This window comes from Bacteroides luti (genome assembly GCF_900128905.1).
Lineage (GTDB): Bacteria > Bacteroidota > Bacteroidia > Bacteroidales > Bacteroidaceae > Bacteroides > Bacteroides luti.
The window spans coordinates 65,581-90,693 of sequence record NZ_FQTV01000003.1; the positions used below are offsets into that span (position 1 = coordinate 65,581).

The 25,113-nt window shown below is 41.0% G+C and carries 18 protein-coding genes; 10 read left to right on the top strand and 8 right to left on the bottom strand.

Annotation, left to right across the window (positions count from 1 at the left end):
• Positions 1-14 precede the first annotated feature (14 nt).
• Entirely contained in the window at positions 15-3,227 is a 3,213-nt protein-coding gene (locus BUC21_RS03625) for a SusC/RagA family TonB-linked outer membrane protein (RefSeq protein ID WP_073399300.1), read from the bottom strand.
• 390 nt (positions 3,228-3,617) lie between these two features.
• Between BUC21_RS03625 and BUC21_RS03630 the strand changes: the two genes are divergently transcribed.
• The 7 genes from BUC21_RS03630 (at position 3,618) to BUC21_RS03655 (ending at position 12,654) form a co-directional block, all read left to right on the top strand.
• Positions 3,618-4,184: an RNA polymerase sigma-70 factor gene (locus BUC21_RS03630; protein ID WP_245797056.1), complete on the top strand. Its 567-nt coding sequence runs from the start codon at positions 3,618-3,620 to the stop codon at positions 4,182-4,184.
• Between the two features lie 95 nt (positions 4,185-4,279).
• Positions 4,280-5,248 carry a FecR family protein gene (locus tag BUC21_RS03635; protein ID WP_073399302.1) on the top strand — a complete coding sequence of 323 codons (969 nt, stop codon included), beginning with the start codon at positions 4,280-4,282 and terminating at the stop codon, positions 5,246-5,248.
• Between the two features lie 53 nt (positions 5,249-5,301).
• Entirely contained in the window at positions 5,302-5,895 is a 594-nt protein-coding gene (locus BUC21_RS16580) for a carboxypeptidase-like regulatory domain-containing protein (protein ID WP_245797057.1), read from the top strand.
• Between the two features lie 9 nt (positions 5,896-5,904).
• Positions 5,905-8,775, top strand: coding sequence for a SusC/RagA family TonB-linked outer membrane protein (locus BUC21_RS03640; protein WP_245797058.1), 2,871 nt, complete (start codon positions 5,905-5,907; stop codon positions 8,773-8,775).
• A gap of 29 nt (positions 8,776-8,804) precedes the next feature.
• Positions 8,805-10,637 carry a RagB/SusD family nutrient uptake outer membrane protein gene (locus BUC21_RS03645; RefSeq protein ID WP_073399621.1) on the top strand — a complete coding sequence of 611 codons (1,833 nt, stop codon included), beginning with the start codon at positions 8,805-8,807 and terminating at the stop codon, positions 10,635-10,637.
• Positions 10,638-10,665: 28 nt separating this feature from the next.
• On the top strand, positions 10,666-11,055 hold the full coding sequence (locus BUC21_RS03650) for a BACON domain-containing protein (RefSeq protein WP_073399304.1): 390 nt from the start codon (positions 10,666-10,668) through the stop codon (positions 11,053-11,055).
• Between the two features lie 30 nt (positions 11,056-11,085).
• Positions 11,086-12,654, top strand: a complete 1,569-nt coding sequence (locus tag BUC21_RS03655) for a sulfatase family protein (protein WP_073399306.1) — start codon at positions 11,086-11,088, stop codon at positions 12,652-12,654.
• Between the two features lie 403 nt (positions 12,655-13,057).
• On the opposite strand, the gene BUC21_RS03660 is transcribed toward BUC21_RS03655, so the two are convergent.
• The 3 genes from BUC21_RS03660 to BUC21_RS03670 form a co-directional block, all read right to left on the bottom strand.
• On the bottom strand, positions 13,058-14,422 hold the full coding sequence (locus BUC21_RS03660) for an ATP-binding protein (RefSeq protein ID WP_073399308.1): 1,365 nt from the start codon (positions 14,420-14,422) through the stop codon (positions 13,058-13,060).
• A gap of 186 nt (positions 14,423-14,608) precedes the next feature.
• On the bottom strand, positions 14,609-14,926 hold the full coding sequence (locus BUC21_RS03665) for a hypothetical protein (protein WP_073399310.1): 318 nt from the start codon (positions 14,924-14,926) through the stop codon (positions 14,609-14,611).
• A 51-nt stretch (positions 14,927-14,977) separates the two neighbouring features.
• Positions 14,978-15,502 carry an AbiJ-NTD4 domain-containing protein gene (locus tag BUC21_RS03670; protein ID WP_073399312.1) on the bottom strand — a complete coding sequence of 175 codons (525 nt, stop codon included), beginning with the start codon at positions 15,500-15,502 and terminating at the stop codon, positions 14,978-14,980.
• A gap of 678 nt (positions 15,503-16,180) precedes the next feature.
• On the opposite strand from BUC21_RS03670, the gene BUC21_RS16375 reads away from it, so the two are divergent.
• Positions 16,181-16,336 carry a hypothetical protein gene (locus BUC21_RS16375; protein WP_175550470.1) on the top strand — a complete coding sequence of 52 codons (156 nt, stop codon included), beginning with the start codon at positions 16,181-16,183 and terminating at the stop codon, positions 16,334-16,336.
• 567 nt (positions 16,337-16,903) lie between these two features.
• Here the strand turns inward: BUC21_RS16375 and BUC21_RS03675 are convergent.
• From BUC21_RS03675 to BUC21_RS03685, 3 genes are all read right to left on the bottom strand, one after another.
• Positions 16,904-17,554 carry a nucleotidyl transferase AbiEii/AbiGii toxin family protein gene (locus tag BUC21_RS03675; protein WP_073399623.1) on the bottom strand — a complete coding sequence of 217 codons (651 nt, stop codon included), beginning with the start codon at positions 17,552-17,554 and terminating at the stop codon, positions 16,904-16,906.
• On the bottom strand, positions 17,535-18,083 hold the full coding sequence (locus BUC21_RS03680) for a helix-turn-helix transcriptional regulator (protein WP_073399314.1): 549 nt from the start codon (positions 18,081-18,083) through the stop codon (positions 17,535-17,537). Before BUC21_RS03680 ends, BUC21_RS03675 begins: the two co-directional genes overlap by 20 nt.
• Before the next feature lie 402 nt (positions 18,084-18,485).
• On the bottom strand, positions 18,486-20,459 hold the full coding sequence (locus tag BUC21_RS03685) for a cellulase family glycosylhydrolase (RefSeq protein ID WP_073399316.1): 1,974 nt from the start codon (positions 20,457-20,459) through the stop codon (positions 18,486-18,488).
• 716 nt (positions 20,460-21,175) lie between these two features.
• Here BUC21_RS03685 and BUC21_RS03690 point away from each other — a divergent pair.
• Together BUC21_RS03690 and BUC21_RS03700 are read left to right on the top strand one after the other, a co-directional pair.
• A complete protein-coding gene (locus BUC21_RS03690; protein ID WP_073399318.1) occupies positions 21,176-21,406 on the top strand; it encodes a hypothetical protein in 231 nt (76 codons plus the stop codon).
• A 661-nt stretch (positions 21,407-22,067) separates the two neighbouring features.
• Positions 22,068-23,342: an ATP-binding protein gene (locus tag BUC21_RS03700; protein WP_073399322.1), complete on the top strand. Its 1,275-nt coding sequence runs from the start codon at positions 22,068-22,070 to the stop codon at positions 23,340-23,342.
• Between the two features lie 464 nt (positions 23,343-23,806).
• Here the strand turns inward: BUC21_RS03700 and BUC21_RS03705 are convergent, their stop codons facing one another.
• Positions 23,807-24,754 carry a DUF7017 domain-containing protein gene (locus BUC21_RS03705; protein ID WP_139261243.1) on the bottom strand — a complete coding sequence of 316 codons (948 nt, stop codon included), beginning with the start codon at positions 24,752-24,754 and terminating at the stop codon, positions 23,807-23,809.
• Positions 24,755-25,113: the final 359 nt, after the last annotated feature.

Here is a 25,113-nt window from a genome sequence, read left to right on the forward strand (position 1 = left end):
TTGCTTTAATAAAGTTAGAAATTAACAGAAACGCCAAACGCTACTGTACGTTGCATAGGGTATGTTTTACCCGATCCCCAGCCTTCGTCACCATAACCTCCAAATGCTTCAGGATCGTAAATACTTGATAAGCTGGTCAAAGTAAACAGGTTATCGCATGATACGTATAGACGGCAGTTTTCAATTCCTGCACCTTTCACCCATGCCTGAGGCAAAGTGTAACCCAATTGAATGTTCTTGCAACGAATGTAAGATGCATCCTGCAAATAGCGTGTCTGTGTCACCTGGTTCTTGTTAATGCCACCAAAGTAAGGTTTTGGATAGTAAGCCTTTTGGTTATCCTCTCTCCAGTAGTCTAAGTGTTCCTTGAAACAAGCCGATTGCCAAACATTTCCGGTAGCTCCCCAGAAGTAAGCATCTCCTTGTCCAAATGCCCAGTCGCGTTTCAACACTCCCTGGAAGAACACAGAGAAGTCAAATCCTTTCCATTCAGCATCCAGGTTCAAACCTACACGGTAGCGAGGAGTACTGTTACCAATAATCTTCAGGTCACCATGGTTAGCCAGTGTATTGTCACCGCTTGATATCACTCCATCATTGTTCAAATCCTTAAACATCACGTCTCCTGCGCCCCAGTTCGATCCCCAGTTTGGCTTATTTTTAGCAATCCAGTTATCCATTTCTTGTTTACTGCTTGCAAGACCTGTTGATGTGTATCCCCAAATTTCATTCAGCATTCTTCCGTTGTAATAACTGCTCAATGAACCTGTCTGGTTAGGATAGTTCAGAATTTTTTGCTGAGAATCAGACAAGTTAAAGCGAGCACCATATTTTACATCACCAATCTGGTCGCGCCATGCTATTTCCAGTTCCCAACCTGTAGAGCGCATATCACAGTTGTTAATTTGTGGAGCACTTGTTCCCAAAGCAGAACCCAATATAGGAGCCGGACCAATCATATTTTTAGTGCTACGGCTAAACCAGTCGAATGTACCTGTCAACCGGTTGTTCAATGCAGCCCAGTCCAGACCGATATCCCATGTTTCAACAGTTTCCCAGGTAAGTTGTGAGCTCACAATACTTGGTAAAGACGCTGTATTAGGTTTTGCTCCACCAATCAGCCATCCACCCGTTGCCGAACTGATAGCCTGTTGCTGGTAGAACGGATACCAATCGCTGAACGATCCGTAGTTGGAACTGGTGTTACCTAACTGTCCCCACGATCCACGTACTTTCAGTAAGTTCACCTTATCAGATAATTTTTCAAAGAACTGCTCACGTGCAATGTTCCATCCCACAGATACAGAAGGGAACCATGCCCAACGTTTGTCACCAACAAAACGTGAAGATCCATCGTAACGCATGTTGTACTCAAGCAGGTAACGTCCGTCATAGTCATAGTTCAAACGTCCGAAATAACCTGCTGTAGCTCTGTTCCAGTAGTTATCACTGTTTTTCTTGTTAGCCTGTGTCTGGCTCAGGTAAGGTTTTTCTGCTGTAGTCAGTGTAGTACCGCTTCCCCACAAGTCGTCCTGGTCGTAACGTTCATAGTTCACACCCGCCATCACCTTTGTATTATGCTTACCGAAGCTTTTTACATAATCCGAGTAAACATTCACGGTATAGTAATTCTGTTTGTAACGGTCGTCGTACACATACGTATCTGTACCATACCCACTATCGCGAATAAACGGAGTATTGTTCACTGTGTAGTGATATACCGGAATCTTGTTCTGAGTTGTCTTATTGTAAGTGTTCCTCATAGATCCTTCAGCGTAGATGTGCCAGTTTTTCACCGGTTCAAAAATAAACTTCAGCTGTTGTGTAAACAGGTCGTTGTTTTCTTTATAGATACCACCATCTTCCAGTTCAGCAATTTCCATACCTTCACCCCAGTGTCCGTTAGGATCTTTCGCGAAACAGGTCGGCCATCTGCGTGCTATGTTGTGGAAGAACAAACCAGTAAGATATTGTGGTTTGGTATAATCCTTACGAGTCCACTTGGTAGAATATTCCATCTTAATCCAGTCAGCAAGCATCGCTCCAATTTTTGCATTCATGGTGTAACGGCTCATCTCATCGTGACCATGTTTTATCAATCCGTTCTGATTGAAGAAACTTCCACTAAGGCTCCAGTTCAGTTTCTCTGTACCACCGCTTAAGCTCAGGTTGTGCTGAGTAGAAGGCACATTCTTTTTATAGAACTCATTAAACCAGTTGGTATTGGCAAACGATCCGCTATATAGCGACCATTTTCCATCGGTACCTGCTGTTGTACCGTAATATTCTGGTTGTGTGGGGTCTGTATATTTACCACCTATAAAATTCTGGATCTTCTCCATAATCTCATTGGTGAAAAAGTTACCCGATCCCGCGTTTGTATTGGCAGCATTAAAATAAGAGGCAAAATTGTAAGAGTCTACCATTTCAGGAACCTGTGTAGCTGTACTGAAACGTACATCGCCTGAGTAAGCAACTTTCACTTTGCCCGATTTGCCACTCTTTGTAGTTACCAGAATCACACCGAAAGCAGCTCTTGTACCGTAAATAGAAGCCGATGCAGCATCTTTCAGTACCGATACGCTCTCAATATCATTCGGGTTCACCAGGTTCAGGTCGCCTTCAATTCCATCAACCAGAATCAGCGGTTTGTCGCTCGAGCTGATAGATCCTGTACCACGTATATTAATACTCATGCTCGAGTTCAGGTCACCACCACTGCTACTGGCGTTGAGGTTAAGTCCTGGGATTGTTCCCTGCAATGCCTGAGTCACATTTGCTACCGGTCTGGATTCCAACACTTCAGAACCTACCATACTTACGGCACCGGTCACATTTACCTTTTTCTGTGTGCCATAACCTACTACAACTACTTCATCCAGTACTTTCTCGTCGTCTTTCAACGTAACGTTCAGTGAACCGCCTGTCCACTTCACTTCCTGAGCCTGAAAACCAACAAAAGATACTACGATTACACTCCCGCGGGGAACATTATTCAGCGAAAATTCACCATTCATTCCGGTAACACTACCATTGGTGGTTCCTTTAACTACAACAGATGCACCAATAATGGTCTCTCCTGTTTTGTCTTTTACTACTCCCGTGCACTTCCCGCTTTGCTGCACGATTTCCATGTCGGATTCTTTTGCTAATGCTGCGTAAACCGTTTCCCCACATATTGATGAGAGAAAAAGCAGCGTACCGACTAACTTTAGATGTTTTAACATATTAGATTATTTATAGTTATTATAAAAACACAAAAAGAACAAGGTTTCAGTTGCTTTTAGTTGTGTTCTGTTTCATAGTTTCAATAGTGAATAGACTTTAATTAATATATAAATTAGATTTAAAATGGATATATTATTAAATTAATTATTTAATATTGCATTTACTAAGACGCAAATAATTAAAATACCCCTTAGTTGATAATGTATTTTTTTAATGGAGTATTCCCGTTTTTAACTTTTAAGCGGTTATACATCTTTATCAAAAGTCGTTATAGCAGCAAGAAGAGCTCTTTTTTTAAAAGAGAAAAAAGAAAAAAATAGTTGCCGGCTAAGGGATAATATTTAATTCTGCGACCTTTATTAAAGAAGCCTAAATAAAACAGTTCATTATTGAGTAATAACGCCTCCGGGAATATCAGATCAATTATTTGCGAGCTCGCCACAAACGACTCACAAACGGCATTCAGGTCATTATACATGATCTATTATGGGAGACTTATGCGCTTTGCTATCCTTCAAACGGGACTGACTACCGTGGCCGAAGAGATTGTATCAGACACATTTATGGTAGTTTGGGAAAGTCGGAAGAGTTTACCGGATATCGCCAATTTCGACTCTTACCTCTATACAATCGTCCGTAATAAATGTATCTCATATTTCAGGAGTCAGCATGTAACCAACGTAGACATTGATGAAACACTGGTCGATTTCTTTGTACAGTCGGAGACCACTCCCGAAATGGATCTTATTTCCAAAGAGAATGTTGCCCGACTCAATAACGCTATTAATTCATTGCCATATAAATGCAAGCTTTCCTTTAAGCTTGTACGGGAAGACAAGATGAAATACAAAGATGCTGCCGAGCTATTGGGAATCTCCGTAAAAACACTGGAGGCTCACATAACCACGGCAGTAAAAAAGCTGAGAGAAACTCTTTCGGGAGATATTTCTGTTTAAAAAAATTTAAAATAAGTTTCTATTTTTAAAATAACAATCAGTAACTAAGGGAGTTCTGACTTTCATGCGACTGAGTAAATATAAACTACAACTTCATGATTCATAATATTGACAACATAATTGCACGCATCCTCTCGGGAGAGTCTTCAAGTGACGACTTTCTAAAATTCAGCGAATGGCTGCAGATGGATGAGAAAAACAGAACAGAGTTCTGTCAGTTGAAAGATTACTGGGATGCGGAAGTCTCCTACTCCAATCACATTGGCCAGGCGCTGGAACTGAAACGGATTGAGGAGAAGATCGGCAAAAACGATCAGCGCAAAAAGAACAGGCAGTTATGGATCAGAGTTGCTCCCATAGCCGCGGTAATAACCCTGTTTTTATTAATCAGTTCTGTTTTTTATCTGCAACATGAAAAAGAATCCAAACCTATTGAATATTTTACCTATATAAGCGGTAACCATATATCCACCTTTACCTTGCCCGACCACACCAAAGTAACGCTAAATAAAAACAGCAAGCTTACTTACACCAATCTATTTGGGGAAAAGCTTCGTGGGGTAACGTTAACTGGTGAGGCCTATTTTGAAGTAACTAAAGATCCGTCACGTGTGTTCGAAGTACAAATGGACGATGCGGCAATCAGGGTACTGGGTACTAAGTTCAACGTAAACACCAATTTGCAGAACGATATTGTTGCAACCTTGGTAGAGGGATGTATCCGTTTCGAAAGCGGCGAGCAGAAAGTTCAGCTCTCTCCTTCCCAGCAACTCAAATTCAACCGTAAAAGCCGCAAAGTTGGAGTAGAGAATGTGGAAACCAGCTGTTTCACTGCATGGAAAGATGGACTGATAAAATACCAGTCGCTTCCATTGGGCGATGTCGTAAAATCTTTAGAGCAACTCTATAACGTTAAAATTGCTATTCTCAATCCAAAGATTAAGGAAATAATTGTCTCCGGATCATTCAGCAGCGAAGAAAGCATTGAAGAAACATTAGATGTTATCTCCGGAAGTCTGCCTGTTAAATGGGAGAAAAAAGAGGATGTTTTTTATATCCGATAAATGAATGCCATTTGTGTATAACAACACCTTTGTTCCTTTTTTAAAAATAAACTATGAATAAACACACTAAACGAAACCTGTTGATAAAATTAGCTTTTATTATTGCATCGATTATGCAACCGATGCAAATAAAGGCTGCAGATATTGATGCAAGTTCCAGGAAAATAACGGTTGTAGCCGATAAAATATCTCTCACTCAGCTTTTCTCGCAAATTGAAAAACAGACCGATTTTCTATTCTTCTACGTAAATGCCGATGTGCAGAATATCTATGTCAGGGTACAGGCACGGAATAAATCTATAAACGATGTATTGAACGAAGCCTTAAAGGGAACGGGACTTATCTACAAAATAAAGAACCGGTACATCAATATTTACAGGAATAAGAACAATGAGCCTGAAAGGTCGCAGCAAACAAGAAGAATCACCGGTAGAATCACTGACGAAAACGGAGAAACAATCGTCGGAGCCAACATCATTGAAGAGGGAACCAACAAAGGAACTATTTCCGACATTAATGGCCGGTTCTCCATGAATCTGGAAGATAACCCGGTAATTCAGGTCTCCTTCACCGGATTCGCTCCGCTAAGTATCAACACCAAAGGTAAAAGTGAACTTCTTATTGTTTTAAAAGAGAACTCCAAATGACTCGATGAGGTGGTTGTAGTAGGCTATGGCACACAGAAAAAAGTAAACCTTTCCGGTTCTGTGGCTGTTGTCGATGGTAAGGAGCTGGCAAACAGGCCCGTTGCGAATATCACCCAGAGTCTGCAGGGAGTAGTGCCGGGCTTAACCACCAATGTAACCAATAAAGGAGGTACGCCGGGCGCAAGTTATAACATTCAGTTGCGCGGGCAGGGCAACTTAAGCAACTCGGATGTACCTTATGTGTTAATAGACGGACTGGAGGGCACTCTCTCAATGGTCAATCCCAATGACATTGAAAACATATCTATTCTAAAAGATGCGGCAGCAGCTTCCATTTATGGAGCGCGTGCCGCTTATGGCGTTATACTGATTACAACCAAAAAGGGTCAGGAAGGAAAAACATCCATCAGCTATAACGGCAACATCGGAGCTACCTCTGCTGTTAGTTTGCCGGATATGGTCAACAGCTACGAATTTGCCCGATATTTCAATGTGGGCTGGGTTAATGCAGATCACACACCGGAGTATTCTGATGCAAAGATCGAACAGCTTCGCCGGTTCTGCGAAAATCCCAAAGGCATAAACCAATGGCCGGAACAGTCAACCAACCAGTTTTTAGCCGATAATTCCACAACAGGCATTGGTAATACCAATAACTTTAAACTCTTCTATAAAAATGCGGCCATCAGGCAAAATCACAATGTTTCGGTAACCGGTGGTACAGACAAAATTAAATATTATGCCTCCGGAGGATTGTATCAGGAACAGGGGCTTATCAGATATGCAGATATCAATTTTAAACGCTTTAATTTTACTGCAAACATAAATTCCACTATCACAGACTGGCTCAGGTTTAATATAAAAACCAAATATAACAAACAGATATCCACCTCTCCGTTTGGCGATCATGCTATTTATGAAATCGGGTTCTTCCATAACCTGGCTCGTACCCGGCCAACCAATTCCATGTACGATCTGAATGGAAATTTTACGGAATTGTCTCAGGTTCCATACCTGCAATCCGGCTCCCGGAATGACAATAACTCAGGCAATTACAGCCTCACCGTCGGTTTAGTGGCCGAGCCTGTAAAAAACTGGAAAATAAACTTCGACTACAGCTACCGCACTAACCCGGCTAAAAACGAGCAAGCCGCTATACCGGCTGCCATTACCATGCTCGATGGTTCGGTAACCTATATGACCCGCACGGAATTAGGAATTCCAATCACCGGTAGTTATTACCGTTCCATGTCACAGTCAGACTATAATTCGTTCAATCTATATTCCAATTACTCTCTGAAACTGGCGGAGTCACACAATTTCAATATCATGGCCGGCTATCAGGAAGAGAACAATAAATACTCCTTTTTATGGAGCAACGTAACAGATCTGCTCAACTTCAACAATCCGGGAATCAACACCGCCACCGGCGATAAGACTACCGGCGAAACCCGCAACGGATGGGCAACCAGAGGCTTCTTCGGCAGAATTAATTACGACTATCAGGGCCGGTATCTGCTGGAGCTGAACGGGCGTTATGATGGTTCTTCCCGATTTACACACAACAACCGCTGGGGCTTTTTCCCTTCGGCCTCCCTGGGATGGAACATTGCCCAGGAGAATTTTATGGAACCACTCAGTGCAACAGTGAGCAATTTTAAACTCCGTGCTTCTTATGGCTTGCTGGGCAACCAGAGTGGTGCTGCTCTTTACACATTTGCTCAAACCATGAATACCCAGACTCAAGGCTCCTGGTATTTTGATGGTACCAACCGCCAGATGATTATTTTTGCACCGGGGTCCTATAACTCCAATGTTACCTGGGAAAAAATAGAAAGCATAAACTTTGGTTTGGATTATGGATTCTTCAATAATAACTTAACAGGCAGTCTGGATATTTTCCAGCGCACCACGCGTGACATGCTTGGCCCTACCGAAAGTCTGGCAAGCATGTACGGAACCACAGCTCCCGAGGCAAACAATGCCGATATGCGCAACAGGGGCTGGGAATTCTCCATCAACTATAAAGGACGCATCAACAGTGATATAACCTACTCCATTGGTGGCATGATTTACGATTATACAGCCGAAGTGCTGCACTACGTCAATCCTTCAAAATTCAACCCTTCAAATCTGTGGTACCCGGGACGTAAGGTTGGCGAAATATGGGGATACCGTGCTTCCGGCTTAATTCAGAATCAGCAAGAAGCCGATGAGTTTAATCAGTTAGACCACAGTTACCTCACCAACAGAGCGTGGGTTCCCGGAGATGTAAAATACCTCGATCTGAATAAAGACAATGCCATCAATACAGGCAGTAATAAAGTGGGCGATATGGGCGATAGAGAGATTATCGGCAACTCGGCACCGCGCTACCAGTACTCTTTCAACGGCAGCATCAGTTACAAAGGGCTCACATTAAGTACGTTGTGGCAAGGTGTTTTAAAACGCGACTACGATCCTTCGGCTTCAGTTTACTTCTGGGGGTGCCATTCAAAAGCACAGGTTACGGTTTTCTCTCAGCACCTGGATTACTGGACAGAAAATAATCGGGATGCCTATTACCCCAGACCATACATTTCAACAGCCGGTAACATTAGCTCTTATACAGGCAAAACTCATCAGGCGTGTGACAGATATTTGCAGAATGCAGCTTATCTCCGTTTAAAGAACCTCACTTTAAGCTACGAACTGCCCTCGTCCATTACCAGGAATATTGGTCTGCAACGGGTAAATGTATATGTTACCGGTGAAAACCTGCTCACATTCACCCAACTGGCAAAAATGTTCGATCCCGAAACTGTATTTACATTCAATGAAGGAGGAAAGAATTATGCTTTAACAAAAGTTTTCTCCTTTGGACTGAGTATTAACCTGTAAATAAAGCGATGATGATGAAAACAAACATAATGAAACACCTGATACTGTTTGCGGTAATAGCCTTATCGTTCGGTTGTGCCGACCTCAATCAGGAACCGGAAGGTGCACTCACATCTTCAAACCCCATCAGTTCCGTTTCCGAACTTCAGAAGTATGTAAATCAGTTCTACGAGGAAACGTTCAGAATACAGCCAGCCAATCTGCAGACTATCGGTATAGCATTCGACGATCAGTATAGTGATAATATGGCCTGTTCGTCGGTTCCGTCATTACTCGATGGCACCCGTTCGGTCAGTTCTGCCGCAAGCCCTGCCGAATATACAAAGATTCGCAGCCTGAACTTCCTGTTTGCAAACATCAACAACTGCAAAGGCAATCAGGCAGATATCGACCAGTATACCGGCGAAGCCTATTTCTTCCGCGCATATTACTATTTCAACATGGTATGCAAATATGGCGATATCACCTGGATAGACAGAGTGCTGGATGCAAGCAGTGAACAAATGAAACTGAAACGCGATTCACGTGCCGATGTTATCGATCATATTTTAAGTGATCTGGATAATGCCATCAATCTTTTAAGCACAAAAAGCAACAGCTCCACCATGAGGCTTCACAAGGATGTAGCACTTGCATTTAAGTCGCGCGTGGCTTTGTTCGAAGGTACCTGGCAAAAATATCACAAAGCAAAAAACGATCCGTTCTTTACCGCCGGAATCACCGATGCCCGGATTAACAATTACCTGGAGCAGGCACGAGATGCCGCCCTGGCGGTTATTCAGAGTGGCAGATGGAAAATATACAGCACATCAAATCCGCTTACTGACTACAAGAATCTGTTTATCACCAAAGATCTCTCCACTAATTCCGAGGTATTGTTCTGGAAAAAATACGATGCTAAAGTGGTCGGGAACAACGTTACCCGTTATTGCAACAAGGGTGGAGGCAACATCGGACTCACGCTTTCTCTGGTAAATGATTACCTAACCCGAGACGGCCGCATCTTTACCGGAGCTGAGCGTGATGAAGCTCAGAAAACTTACGGAAAGGAATTAGATCCGACACTTCGTGATCCACGTCTGTGTCAGACTGTAGCTCGTCCGGGCGAACGTTTGCGTCCGCTCACATCCAATGCTGCTTATATTTATATGCCGGAGTTCAGCCCCATCATTACCGAGATAGCCCTTCCGGTTATGTGGGCCAACCCTACAGGCTATTCCTTGCTGAAATTTATCGAAGTAGACTGCACGGATGCAGCAGCCGATGATGAACTTAAAGGCGAATGCCCGGCTATTCAGTTCCGCTATGCAGAAGTATTGCTCAATTATGCCGAAGCGCTTGCCGAGCTCGAAGGTGCATCTGCTCAGGAGAAAATAGCTAAGGCGCTGCAGCCTTTGCGAGATCGTGTGGGCATGCCGGGCATCGATTTCCAACGCGAATATAATACCGATCCCGACTATCCTTTCCATCATTTAGAGGCAACGCTTCAGGTGGTTCGCCGTGAACGCCGCATCGAACTTGCCTGCGAAGGTATACGCATGTTCGATATCTTCCGTTGGGCAGCTGCCGATATTTTAATTGCCAATAAAGAGATGCTTGGGGCTCTCTTCACAGGCAGTAACATGGAAGCTGCCAATACAGCCGGCGGATACTTCAAAGGCAACCTTATCTATGACAAGCCAACAGGCAACAACCTTTATTTATCGGGTAAACCCGGCGATGCCAAACGCTACATCAGTCCTTACAAGGGAGTATGCCCCAATGGGCTGACATTTAATGTTAACCGAGACTACCTCTACCCCATCAGTCTGGACGAAATAGCATTAACCGGAAATATGTGGAAACAAAACCCGGGCTGGTAATTGTTTAATAACTAAAAGAAGAGTAAAAATGACATATCTTAAATACATCCTGCTAACGCTTATCACCTGCCTGGCATTGAGCAGTTGCAGCAACGAAGACGAATCAGTTAATTACAAACCAGAACCTTCACCGTTCAGCGTGAAGGTCAATGAAAACACAACCGTTGGTGCGGCAGCCACCCAAATAACAGCCACCATTACAGCCGGAACAGATGGCTGGTGGATTGATGTGCCTACCGGTAGTTGGTGCGGTTTTAACGCTGCCGTAACCTCCTACACTATTTATGGCTCGGGCAATAAAACCATTACCATTTACATTGCGGCAAATAAAACCGGTGAGTCGCGCACCCAGACTGTAACATTTCACCCAACTTTCGGACTTGCACCCGTTACGGTTACCATCATACAAGGAGCATAACACTAACTTAATTTAGTTACTAATATCATAATGAACAGAAAACAGATTTTATTGATGGGTATCACAGCAGTAGCTGCTACCTCTCATGCTTCAACCAACAAAGAAGCCACCAAAAAACCCATGAACATCCTCTTTATCATGAGCGATGACCACTCTTTTCAAACCATCAGTGCATACGATCACAGGTTTATTGAAACACCCAACATCGACCGTATTGGCAACGATGGAGCCGTTTTTACCAACAGCTTTGTGGCCAATTCCATCAGTGGTCCCAGTCGCGCTTGCATGCTCACCGGCAAACACAGTCACAAAAACGGATTTATAGACAATGCACATAAGTTCGATGGCAGTCAGCAAACATTCCCCAAGCTGTTACAGAAAGCGGGATACCAGACTGCCGTGGTAGGAAAATGGCATCTCACCTCCAATCCTACCGGGTTCGATTACTGGAACATCCTTATCGGACAGGGAGATTACTACAACCCACACTTTATAGACAACGGGGTAAAAAAACAGATTCACGGCTATGCCACCAATATTGTCACCGATCTGGCTATCGACTGGCTTGGCGAAAAACGAGACAAGAGCAAACCGTTCTGTCTGCTGCTGCACCACAAAGCACCTCACCGCACCTGGATGCCCGATACCTGCGACCTGGGTGCATTCGATGATGTAAAATTCCCCCTACCCGAAAACTTCTACGACAAATACCTGGGAAGGGTGGCTGCCTCGGAACAGGAAATGAGCATATTCAAAGACATGGATATTGTTTACGACCTTAAAATGGCGGATAAGGAAAATGAGATTCATTCAAACACCTCACTGGAAGGCTGGGGACGTGCACTCTACAGTAACCTGGATTCTGCTCAAAAGGCAAAGTGGGATGCTTACTATGAACCCATCATCAAGGATTTTAAAGCCAGAAAACTCTCCGGAAAGGAACTGGCAGAATGGAAATATCAGCGCTACATGCACGATTACCTGAGCGTAATCCGTTCGGTGGATCGCAACATTGGTCGCATGCTCGATTACCTCAAGAAAGAAGGCTTGCTGGATAACACGCTTATCGTCTACACTTCCGACCAGGGATTCTATATGGGCGAACACGGATGGTTCGACAAACGTTTCATGTACGAGGAGTCTTTCCGCACCCCGCTACTTATGCGCTATCCTTCTGCTGCACGCAAAGGAGCAAAAATTCCTCAACTGGTGCAGAACATCGACTATGCTCCTACGTTCCTCGAGTTGGCCGGCGTTAAGATTCCGCAAGACATACAGGGCGTTTCTCTGTTACCACTGCTCAAAGGTGAAAAGCCTAAAAACTGGCGCAAGTCGCTCTATTATCACTTCTACGAATATCCGGGAGAGCATGCTGTGAAGCGTCATTATGGTGTTCGCACGGAACGTTATAAGCTTATTCATTTTTATAATGATATTGATAAATGGGAGCTTTATGATCTCAAGAATGATCCTCACGAAATGGTTAATCTTTATGGTACTAAGGGGGTTGAGAAGATTACCGCTCTTTTGAAAAAGGAGCTTGTAAAACTTCAGATTCAGTATGATGATCCTATTGAGTCTTTACTTATAAAGAAATAATCTTATTTTTTTGAGTTGGCAGTTTGATTTTTTAGGCTTTTTTTGGTCTTGGGGTCAAACTGCTTTTTTTTTGATTTCAACTGCTTTTTGCCTTGATTGCAAATGCCTTTTCTTTTGCCTTGATGCAAAAGAAACAAAAAATCAAGGCTGCACGAATTTTACTAAAATCTGTGAGCGTGGAGCTAAAGGGGGTGAAACTCGCTGCGCTCAAACAGCACCCCCTTCTTAACGCTCCCCACACCCAGATTTCTTAACGCAAAATTCATGAGGCCGGTCTTTCTGGGCACTCGGCTGCGCCATCGCTGATGGGGGTTGGAGCGTGTAGCCTTTGCTTCGCTGGGCTTTTGGGTTGGGCCCGGCTGTGCCATCGTTGTTTTTTCTTTGTTTTGCTCGGCTTAGTATTCTATTGTCTCATCAAGCGTATTACATCTGCCGGCGATAGTACATCTTTACTTTCGCCGGAAGGGTGATTTTTTAGAAATAGTTTTGCCACTATTATATGGTTTTTGGCAAATGGCAATTTTTCAGCTTTCTTTTTCAACTCAGACATTAATCTGTCAGTATTTTCTCCTGCTGTCCATTTACACTCACCAACGAACAAATATTTCTTATCTAACGATTCTGCAACAACATCTATCTCAATTTTTTCAGTACGGGAAACATTCCCCCACCACCTGCGAGCTATACCATAAGTAACACCGTCTATATCATTGCCGGAAACAGATTCACGACATAACTTTTCCCAATACTGAGCCACAAAGGCTGAAAATTGATTCTCATAAGCTGATAAGATAGGGGTTATTCTTCCTAACTCTATGAAAGAGCGATAGGGTACGATAAATCGAAAATAAAAATTCATGAAAGGGTCACTTATTTTATAGAGACTTTTTTTGGAGTTCTTTTCATCTTCCCCATATGGCAACTCTTTTTCGAGATAACCTAAAGACATCAATTTAGATAACGGACGAGAAAGATTTGTAGAAACTTCCCCACACCGACCCGCAATTTCAGAGAGCTTATTAGCTCCTAATCCTACGTAAGACATGATGGTAGCGGTTTTTACAATATCATTCATATCATCTTTAAACAACTTCATAGGTTCCTCATATAAAGTGCCGTTTACCGATAACATATTATGCTTTATCGAATCAAGGAGATTTTTATCACCCTCTCTCAACTCCCAGTAACGGGGAACACCACCCCATACAGCATACTCTTCTACTGCCTCTACGTCTGACAGTTTCAGTGCTTGCTGAATATATGGCAATTTAATTGGCGCAATTTTAAGTATTACATCTGCACGCCCATATAAAGGAGATGTGCTATCCAATACCAATCCATACATTAACTGTTGAGATGATCCACACACGATTAAATTATACTTTAACGCCTTTGAATCCAACTTCTTTTGCAGGATAGACGGAAACTCCGGACAAGCCGAAACAAGGTATGGAAACTCGTCAATACATAATGTAAACCGTTTGTCCAGTCTGTCATTCAATGTATCTAACAAGGAGTCCCAATCCGGATAAATAACTTTATCGAACCCCGGAATAACACTAGCAATCATCTTAGCCAACACTTCTCTTTGGTGTATTGCCTCAGTTTGGTCTGCAAGATAATAGACATCTTTTGAGGTCAGAACACGTTTTATCAGCGTTGATTTACCCAAACGTCTACGACCATAAACAACAACAAACGATGTGTTGTCTGCTGCAAGTGCTTTAGTCAGTCGCCCACTCTCTTCTATTCTATCGACAAATTTCATATCTGCAATAATTATGTTTCGCAAAGATAATGTTTACTTAGCATAATAACAAGCATCATATCATCTTTTTCTGTCTGGAGTAAACAAGCAAAAATTGTCCTAACGATGGTAAATCCGAGAAATAAGGAAGCCAGTCGAGCAAAGCAATCCCCACCAGCAAAGGCTCAGCCAAACCAAGAAGAACCGTCACAAAGTGACAGCAAGCGAAGCAAAGCTCATTGATCCACAACCCACTAGCAAAGGCTCAGCCAAGCAAAAAACCGTCACGAAGTGACAAGCGAGCGAAGCAAAGCTCATTAGTCCACAACCTACCCGAGCGATGGCGAAGCCGAGCGACCAGAAGGACTGGCCTCTTTTTTTTTGCGTGAAGAAATTGGGAGGATTGTAGCGAAAAGAAGGGGCTGCTGTTTGAGCGAAGCGAGTTTCAGCACCTTCCGCTACAAGCCTCACAATTTTAGCAAAAAAAATGCAGCCTTGATTTTTTGTTTCTTTTTGATCAAGCAAAAAGAAAAGGTATTTGGAGTCAAACCAAAAGAAAAAGCCAGTTGCAAAAATTTATAATGGCAACAATTGAAAGAGAGTTCTTAACGTATTTCGAATATAATTTCCTTTATTTACAGGTAATTGAGGTAATGCGAGAGGAATTTGAAGATTATCCTCTTCATCCGGATTAATCTCTACAATTAGTCCATTCTTAATGCGGTAAACAAAATATTGAGATTTGAAGCTTGAATTTAATTGGTTTGTAAACCAGATATATTCTTTTTCATCCTGTTCTTTCAGGCAGGCAATAAATCTTTCGAGATAATTAAACTTTTCATACCACAAACAAGCCGGATTTTCTATATATTCAATGGTAACGGTTTTAAAGCCCTTTGTAATATTTCCAAAGTCTTTTAAACGCTTGTTCAGTACCTTATACCACATATATCTTTCCAGACTATAGAATAATGCATAGTTTCTATCCCGTAACAGTTCAATATTATTACATATTGCATTTGTTAATTCAGGTGTTAATTTTTCCCTGAGGTAGATTTTAGTTGGTGTTATATAACCATATCTTTCCGCAAAACTATTCATTCTATAATTATGTTTTAGTATCTTTTTAAGATTATTTTCTTGACAAATATAGCACTTTTGAATTACCCGTTAACCATATTAACAGTTTTTAAGTGAAAAAAATATTTTAAATGTAAATCAAATTGATAATATCAATAATAATGTATAGCATATATTTTACCCTTAAATACTAGGAATTTAGTCATAACATTATCATTTATTTTATGTTATGTTATTTAAACTGGCAATAACATCTTTACATAATATATAATAGTCATTTCATACTCCACAACTAGCCAGCAATGGCTAAGCCGAGCGAAGAGAAAAGAACAACTCTAAAACAATAATGCAAATGAAAATCTCTTTAAACAATTTTATGGCTGGTAACCTGTGCCGAGATATTTGTTATTTTAAATATCAGCTTGACTAAAATCTTAAATGTCAATATCGTATTTGCCATTGATATGATTATTTGGTTTGCATTCATACAATTGCTCATTTTTTTGAAAAGAAAGAAAGAGACAAAGCTCAATAAGGCAAAAATACCGCAATAATAAAGAAAAAGCCGAATAATGGCTTAACTAAATCAAAAACCACTACTAAAACTTAAAAATTAGTTAAATAACCATTCAATATTTGGAAGGAACAACTCCCTCTGATATTTTAGTCTAAAAATTAACTAAATTATTCGAGGTAGAGATGAGTAAATTAAACAAGTGGCTCTATAAACGTAATGAAGCTGGCTTCATTAATAAAGAGCACGAAAAACTAGAAAAGTATCTCATGATTGGAGCAGGCTTTCTTATAGCTGTAACCTTTTTTTCATTAGTAGCATGGGTACTTATCGAAACTTAAAACAAAAAAATAGCATCAGAGCAATCTGGTGCTATTTTTTTGCTCCATAATCACCACCAATTAACATCAACCTTTTATCTATTTCGAGAGAATTTTCATCTACAAGAAATATTCAGTATATCACCAATAGACTATACAGAGGTTTTAAGATTAATAATTTGCTTTTAATGTAAATGTGCAACTGCTTTTTCTTTTGCCTTGATGCAAAAGAAACAAAAAATCAAGGCTGCACGAATTTTACTAAAATCAGGGAGCGTGGAGCTAAAGGGTCTGAAACTCGCTGCGCTCAAACAGCAGCCCCTTCTTAACGCTCCCCACACCCTGATTTCTTAACGTAAAATTCATGAGGCCGGTCTTTCTGGGCACTCGGCTGCGACATCGTTCGGTGGGATTGGGGAACGAAGTAGCCGTTGCTTCGCTTGGCTGGCTGCGCCATCGTTCATTAGCCGTTGCTTCGCTCGGCTGGCTGCGCCATTGTTCTCCAATTAGCTTTACTTCGCTGGCTTGTCACTTCGTGATGGTTCTCAAACTATCCTTAATTTCTTGGTATAACAACAGTAATTGTATTTAAAGAAGACTGACTTCCTCCTCAATATCTTGTTTTATTAACTCCCAATATTTCCCTTTCAAACAGATAGGGTCGAAATCAGCATCAGCATATTGAAAATCAATTAATTTATTTTTTAAATATTCTGGAGTAAAAGTATACGGATAACGTTCTGAATGGAGTTCAATCATTTGTTTAATTGACATAACATCCATAAGTTCATGGATATCCCAAAAATCCTTTTTTCTACCATTTTGTCCAATAACCTCCATTTTCATTGCAGTAATTTCTTCAATAGAAGCCATACGTATAGAATCATAGACAAGTACTGGACGAATGAATTTATCAGTATAGAATAAATCAACCTTTACAATATCATCTTCATTTTGGCCTATAAAATAACTTTTACCAAAACTATTATTTCCTTCATACTGCATTTCTACAAAAGAAAATTTGTCCTGCAATTTTCTGTCTATCTGATCGAAATCAATGCTTCCATATTCTACATCAGTAAATAAATCTATATCTACAGATATTCTATGACCTAACTGAAGACTTAAAGAAGTTCCTCCAACCAGCCTGAAAGGTAAAAGTACTTCAATCTCCATTAATTGCTTTAATGTCCACCAAAGTGCATCGGATACTGTTTCTTTATGTAGTTTTGTTTGCATCATTAGTGGAGATTAGGTTTATGCCAAAATATTTATCTGCATTCATTGAAAGTGTTGGTAAGAATTGAGGTAGTTCTTTTAATTCTCCAATTACTACCTCTTCTCCATAAAATGAAATAATTTCTTTTATTTCAGAATCACTACCACGTTCAAAAATTCGTCTGATTATAGCTCGTTTATTTTTTTGCCAGTCAATTTTGTTTATATCAGTGTCCCAAAATAAGATTTTGCGAATTTTTGCCAGGTCAGGTTTTGTTTGGTTTTCAAGTAACATTTTACGCTCTTTCTCTATATCATAATAAGCTTGTAAAAGTGCAAAATATTCATCATCAACACCCAGCGCATGACCTAATTTTATAGACAACGCCGGATTAATACCTCTTCTACCTTTACTGATAGCATTAATTGTTTGAGGATATTCACCTAAAGATAAAGCAAACAATTTACTTTCTATCCCTCTTCGTTTCAATTCCCTTCTAAGAACAGCACCAGGATGGACCCCTTTTATTTTTTCTATTTTAGGTAACATATTATTTCTATTAGTAGACACAAATCTAATAATAAAATCCTGATAAACAAATCTGTTTATCAATTAATTCACTTAATTATTTTCAGCCTTCGCAAATGGCAAAGGCGAAGCCGAGCCCAACAGCCGAGCGAAGCAAAGGCAGCGATGGCGAAGCCGAGTCTAACCTAAGAGCCAAGCGAAGCAACGGCTACACGCTCCACAACCGTAGCCCGCTCAGAAACCAGCAGGACCGGCCTCTTTTTTTTTGCGTGAAGAAATTGGGAGGTTTGTAGCGAAAAGAAGGGGCTGCTGTTTGAGCGAAGCGAGTTTCAGCACCTTCCGCTACAATCCTCACGATTTTAGAAAAAAAAATGCAGCCTTGATTTTTTGTTTCTTTTTGATCAAGCAAAAAGAAAAGGCCAGTTACAAAAGAATAACCTTAACTACAGTAATTTGCCCGGAAATTATAACCCGGCAAAAATAAATTCCTTTAGAGAGCCTGCTTCCGCCATCCGAATCTGCATTCCAGGCTAACAGATGATTGCCCGATGACTGCCGGGCACTTAAAAGCGATCTTACTTTTTGTCCGTTCAGGTTGTAAATACCAACATCCACCTTTTCATCACCAGTAAGAGTGTAGCTTATCTCAGTTGAGTTTTGCACAGGGTTAGGAAACACTCTCAAAAGTAAATCATCCGACTGCATTCTCCTGATATCCGTAAAAACAGACGATTCATAAACCTGCGCACTATCTATATTGCTAATCTGAATATTATCAAACCACAACGTTTTTCCCGTCATATTCATTTGTTCGGCCACAATTTCAAACCTATCCGTTGCGCTCCAGTCAAATGCCCCTGTTGGATTAAACCAACCATTATCCCACGAGCCACCATCCACAAAACGGGTTAGCGGAATAAATACCTTATGCCATTTACCATCCCATTTCACGGTATTTTCGTCTATAGTAAAATTCATACGCCACGGATGGTCGGAAGCATCCTTCTTAGTATCCATAAACCGAAGATCAAATTTAGTACCCGGAGTATTTCCTCTCACAAGCATACTCAACGCATAATTTTGTGCTCTGAGCTTCGACAAATCCTTGTCGGGCACAAAATCCACCCCCACAGATCCATATTGACTGCTACCACGCCAGCTCAGGCAGTACTTCCCATTGTTAGGTTTGCTATCGGAATAGAAATCAGTTGCAGCCCCACCATTAGCGCCCGACTCCAGCATATTCTCACCCGTATAATCAGTATAGATATCAAATCCCACCGAGTCGGGTTTCAGCGTATAAACCTGCTGCGGGGGAACTGTCAGACCAAGAGCATTAAGCAACGGCACATTCAAATCATAATCGAATTGCTGATTGGAACCCTTGTTAAACAGTCCAAACCCTCCCTGATAATCCCAGGTAGTCCAGGCAATACCTTTAGACTGTAGATAACTGCTAACCTGTCCATACCAATACGCCCTGTCAGTATTATTGCTGTTTGGAATATACACACCAAACTCACCACAATACAAATTTACATTACGTGCCGTTTTAAAAGCCACAGCAATATCAATCAGAGATTTAACTTTAGCAACCGTACCTTCATTCTTATAATTATTCAGCGAACCGGCCACCCACGTACCGGCAAGATCGGCGGGAACAGTTGGCATAGCCGACGCATTATATGGAAAAGGCACATTGGCAAGGGAAGTCATCGACGGAGATGGCCAGCTGGCACCCTGGTGCGTAAAGACAAACGGATCGTAAAAATGGAAAGTATACAATAAGTTCGTATCAGTATAGTATGGCAATTGATTCAACTCACTATAGGTATTCCAGCCGGAGGGTCCCACCACAACAGTATGCTTAGTATCAACATCCCTGATAGCAGTAATTGCTTTTTGCTGAATAGCTCCCCAGGCAGATGTTGTCAATCCGTTGGGCTCATTCAAAACCTCGTATAGAATATAAGAAGAGCGATCCTTGTAATGCATAGCCACCTGAGACCACACCTTTGTAAGAGCCGTCTCCAGATTAGGGTTTTTGCTGGCAATATCATCGGTGGAGTGATTATCCAGAATCAGATAGATTTGTAACTCCTCAGCCCAACTTACCGCCTGGTCCATAAAATCATAAAACAGCGGATCCACTGTATAATCAGGATTTCCGTTGGTCATGTAAAACAGATTAACGGGAAGGCGGATAACGTCACATCCAAGACTTTTGATATTAACAAAATCTTTCTTTGTGTATTTTGAGAACTGAATATCGTGAGCTGAAGCCGTCTGAAACCATCCGGTAAGGTTCACTCCTCTTGAAAACGGTGTTTGAGCTTTTACAACCGAGATTAATGCAGTTAGCACTATACAGGTAAATAACAATGCAATTTTTTTCATATAGATTTGGGATTAACATTTCATTGGAAAAGCAATGACAAATATAAATATTCTTTTCTTTTCCCTTGACGGAAAAGAAACAAAAGGTCAAGGCTGCACGAATTTTACTAAAATCAGTGAGCGTGGAGCTAAAGGGGCTGAAACTCGCTGCGCTCAAACAGCAGCCCCTTCTTAACGCTCCCCACACCCTGATTTCTTAACGTAAAATTCATGAGGCCGGTCTTTCCGGTTTCTGAACGAGCTACAGCTTTGGAGCGTGTAGCCTTTGCTTCGCTCGGCTGGCTGCGCCATTGTTCTCCAATTAGCTTTGCTTCGCTTGCTTGTCACTTCGTGACGGTTCTTCTGGTCACTTGGCTGCGCCATCGCTGCCTTTGTTTCGCTCGGCTGGCTGCGCCATTGTTCTCCAATTAGCTTTGCTTCGCTTGCTTGTCACTTCGTGACGGTTCTTCTGGTCACTTGGCTGCGCCATCGCTGCCTTTGTTTCGCTCGGCTGGCTGCGCCATTGTTCTCCAATTAGCTTTGCTTCGCTCGCTCGTCACTTCGTGACGATTCTTCTGGTCACTTGGCTGCGCCATCGCTGCCTTTGCTTCGCTCGGCTGGCAATTTATACGAAGTTCTGGCATCTTTGTAATATCAATATTACTTATCTATTTTTATAGCTTAATTTAAAAATAATTATATCTTTGCCGAAAATTAAATAAACAAAAACAAAAAAAATGGATTACACAAAGTCAGTGAAAAAAGAAATAATATTAAGTTCGTTAAGTCATTTTGAACCGGAAATACAGCAATACCTCTCTCTCTCAGATGAAATTCAACATTTGATGAGTAATGCCGTTGACGAGAATGACCCATGTATACCAATTGAACTTATAGCAGAGTTTATGATGCTACAAGAAGAACTTTATCAAAAGGCTGCAAAAAAGAACAAAGAAGAAGCAAACTAATCAGCAAAATATCTTTCATTTATTTAAAAATCCTTTGATTTATTCAGAGGATTTTTTTTTAAACTTACCATTTAACCATCCTAGCATTTTCCGTACATTTAATAAGTTCATCTTCAGTCGATAACAATACAAACTCACCAAAAAAAAGTCACGAAGTAACAGCCGAGCGAAGCAACGCTAATTGGTCCACAACCCCACCCAAGCAAAGGCGAAGCCGAGTCTAACCTAAAAGCCGAGCGAAGCAAAGGCAGCGATGGCGAAGCCGAGTCTAACCTAAAAGCCAAGCGAAGCAAAGGCAGCGATGGCGAAGCCGAGTCTAACCTAAAAGCCAAGCGAAGCAAAGGCTACATGGTCCACACCCCCCACCCGAGCGATGGCGAAGCCGAGCAACCAGCAGGACCGGCCTCATTTTTTTTGCGTGAAAAAATTGGGAGGATTGTAGCGAAAAGAAGGGGCTGCTGTTTGAGCGAAGCGAGTTTCAGCACCTTCCGATACAAGCCTCACGATTTTAGCAAAAAAAATGCAGCCTTGATTTTTTGTTTCTTTTTGATCAAGCAAAAAGAAAAGGACAGTTGCAATATTCAAAAAACCACAAATAAAAAACCATCTAAAATATTCAAGTGTATTTGAAAATTCCTATATTTACAAAAAATATTCGGCTATGATTGAATTAATAAACTCCATCAGAAAGTATAATTTCTGGGATGCTAACCCTGTTGATACAGGTTACAGACGTACAGCCTATACCGACAAAATCGGGCAATGCATTGGCAATAAATTAATCAAAGTATTGGTTGGACAACGCCGTGCAGGCAAAAGCTATATTTTGCGTCAAATAGCATCTAAACTAATCTCACAAGGGGTTAAAAGCGAAAATATACTCTACATAAACAAAGAGTATATGGAGCTTATAACACTACGGAGTGTTATTGAATTAGAGGAATTATACAAAGCATACCTTCAGGAGTTAAAGCCAGAGGGTAAAGTCTATCTTTTTATTGATGAAATACAGTATATTGAAGGGTGGGAACGATTTGTAAACTCCCATTCACAAGATTTTGCCGAACCTTGTGAACTATTCATTAGCGGCTCAAATTCCAATCTGCTGTCGGGTGAGTTGGCAACTCTTTTGTCTGGTCGTTATGTAAAGTTTGAGGTATTTCCATTTAGCTATACAGAGTATTGCGGAATAACGGAGCAGGAAGTAGGTATTAACAGTTATAAAAAATATCTTCAAAGCGGAGCCTTGCCCGAGCTCTTTAACTTATCCGGCGATGAGATGAAACAGAACTATATATCTTCAATTAAAGATACTGTTATGTTGCGAGACATTGTGAGTAGATATAAAGTTAAAGATATCAAACTATTGGATAACCTGTTTGTCTATTTGGTAAATAGTGCTGCAAACATCGTGTCGGTTACAAACATCATAAATTTCTTTGCATCAAAAAAAAGAAAGACCAATTACGAAACATTATCAACATATATAACCTATCTTGAAAACTCTTTCTTAGTGCATCGTGCAGAGAGATATAATATCAAGGGAAAGGATACCATTTCAGGCAACTGTAAATTCTACCTCAATGATTTAAGTTATCGCAACTATCTTTATTCGGGGTATGGCTATGGTCTTGGTTATCTCCTGGAAAACGCTGTCTATCTAAGTTTAAGACGTGCAGGATATCAGGTTTACGTAGGAACAATTAAAGATGCAGAGGTTGATTTCGTAGCTATTAAGGGGGATAGAAAACTTTACTTACAAGTTACACTTCAATTGACAGAAGAACAGACCGTCGAAAGAGAATATCGTTCGTTGAAGCTCATAGATGATAATTTTGATAAATATGTGGTGAGTATGGACGACTATAAAATTCCCACAAACGAGGGTATCGAACATCTATCAGCATGGAATTTAGACAAAGTTCTGGGCTCTTGATACAATTGTCCTTTTCTTTTGCCTTGATGCAAAAGAAACAAAAAATCAAGGCTGCACGAATTTTACTAAAATCAGTGAACGTGGAGCTAAAGGGGCTGAAACTCGCTGCGCTCAAACAGCAGCCCCTTCTTAACGCTCCCCACACCCTGATTTCTTAACGTAAAATTCATGAGGCCGGTCTTGCTGGTTTCTGAGCGAGCTGCTGTTTTGGACCAATTAGCTTCGCTTCGCTCGCTTGTCACTTCGTGACGGTTCTTCTGGTCACTTGGCTGCGTCATCGCTGCCTTTGCTTCGCTCGGCTGGCTACGCCATTGTTCTCCAATTAGCTTTGCTTCGCTTGCTTGTCACTTCGTGACGATTCTTCTGGTCACTTGACTACGCCATCGCTGCCTTTGCTTCGCTCGGCTGGCTGCGCCATTGTTCTCCAATTAGCTTTACTTCGCTCGGCTTTTATGTGGTGTTCTTTATTCTACTGAATATACAATACTTTCAGCAAGTTCTTTATTTTCATGATAAAAGGAAATGTTGTCTGTTTTTTCATTTGCCTCTTTAAACCATTTATACTTATCACTGTACACAAATGAAGTCTGATATTTGGCAATGTTTAGCTCTCTGATTTTTTTCGACTTAACAATTTCAGTTTTCGCTTCGTCGTACTTTTTTAAACGATAAAGTAGTTGTCCGAAGTTATTCTTTGTTTTCGACAGATATTTTTCATCTACTTGAAAAGAAAGTGCTTTACAGTAGCAAGACATCTCTTTTTCTTCTTCCCTTTTTGCTGCGTAGATTTCAGCAAGAGTAAGCCAATCTTTGTAGTTTTCAATTTTGTTTTTATTTTTTATATAAGAAATCCAAAATTCCTCTGCTTCGTCAAAGCATCTTGCCAATAATAGCAAATTTACATAGAGATGATTCAATTCATCTTTATACTCACCCTTTTCAAAAGCCGTTTCAACCTCAGCCAATACATCAAGCAAATTATCATTTCTTCCTCTGGCTGAAAAAGTTTTAGCCCAAAGAACAGTTATCCGGTATGCTATTCCATAAACCTTTTTTCCTTGCCACATAGACGAGTTCCAATCATTATCATCAAAATTCTCATATCCGCCTAAAATCTTACTTAATGGAAAGCGAAAATCTGAATGCAATTTTTCAAAAAGATACAAAAACTGAGAATGCACCATAGATGGGCGTTCTAAATCAAGCTCCAGATAAGCATCAATATACATTGAAACATCCTTATACACTGCTTTTTCCGCTATTCTTTTCTTCACCTGATCATATAAAGTCCATGCATAAGCAACACTTATATATTTATCCCCGGGATTCTTTTTATGATAACCAACTGCCACCTCATAAGCCTTATCCTTATCTGTCTTCCTAAGCATATAAATTTCCTGATATTTATCCATAGTATTGATTAAAATTTTAGCCCACAAAGGTAACATAATTAAACTAAAAAACAAGCCGAGCAAAGCAACGGCAGCGATGGCGAAGCCGAGCGAAAAAAGAACCGTCACGAAGTGACAAGCCGAGCGAAGCAAAGGCTACATATCCCACAACCCCACCCGAGCGATGGCGAAGCCGAGCGACCAGCAGGACCGGCCTCTTTTTTTTTGCGTGAAGAAATTGGGAGGATTGTAGCGTAAAGAAGGGGCTGCTGTTTGAGCGAAGCGAGTTTCAGCACCTTCCGATACAAGCCTCACAATTTTAGCAAAAAAAATGCAGCCTTGATTTTTTGTTTCTTTTTGATCAAGCAAAAAGAAAAGGA

Coding starts and splice junctions, on each gene's coding strand:
- BUC21_RS03635 (WP_073399302.1), top strand. CDS start 4,280: ATGATTCATAATATTGACAACATAATTGCACGCATCCTCTCGGGAGAG.
- BUC21_RS03660 (WP_073399308.1), bottom strand. CDS start 14,422: ATGAAATTTGTCGATAGAATAGAAGAGAGTGGGCGACTGACTAAAGCA.
- BUC21_RS03645 (WP_073399621.1), top strand. CDS start 8,805: ATGAAACACCTGATACTGTTTGCGGTAATAGCCTTATCGTTCGGTTGT.
- BUC21_RS03680 (WP_073399314.1), bottom strand. CDS start 18,083: ATGTTACCTAAAATAGAAAAAATAAAAGGGGTCCATCCTGGTGCTGTT.
- BUC21_RS03670 (WP_073399312.1), bottom strand. CDS start 15,502: ATGAATAGTTTTGCGGAAAGATATGGTTATATAACACCAACTAAAATC.
- BUC21_RS16375 (WP_175550470.1), top strand. CDS start 16,181: ATGAGTAAATTAAACAAGTGGCTCTATAAACGTAATGAAGCTGGCTTC.
- BUC21_RS03650 (WP_073399304.1), top strand. CDS start 10,666: ATGACATATCTTAAATACATCCTGCTAACGCTTATCACCTGCCTGGCA.
- BUC21_RS03625 (WP_073399300.1), bottom strand. CDS start 3,227: ATGTTAAAACATCTAAAGTTAGTCGGTACGCTGCTTTTTCTCTCATCA.
- BUC21_RS03675 (WP_073399623.1), bottom strand. CDS start 17,554: ATGCAAACAAAACTACATAAAGAAACAGTATCCGATGCACTTTGGTGG.
- BUC21_RS03690 (WP_073399318.1), top strand. CDS start 21,176: ATGGATTACACAAAGTCAGTGAAAAAAGAAATAATATTAAGTTCGTTA.
- BUC21_RS03700 (WP_073399322.1), top strand. CDS start 22,068: ATGATTGAATTAATAAACTCCATCAGAAAGTATAATTTCTGGGATGCT.
- BUC21_RS03705 (WP_139261243.1), bottom strand. CDS start 24,754: ATGGATAAATATCAGGAAATTTATATGCTTAGGAAGACAGATAAGGAT.
- BUC21_RS03655 (WP_073399306.1), top strand. CDS start 11,086: ATGAACAGAAAACAGATTTTATTGATGGGTATCACAGCAGTAGCTGCT.
- BUC21_RS03685 (WP_073399316.1), bottom strand. CDS start 20,459: ATGAAAAAAATTGCATTGTTATTTACCTGTATAGTGCTAACTGCATTA.
- BUC21_RS16580 (WP_245797057.1), top strand. CDS start 5,302: ATGAATAAACACACTAAACGAAACCTGTTGATAAAATTAGCTTTTATT.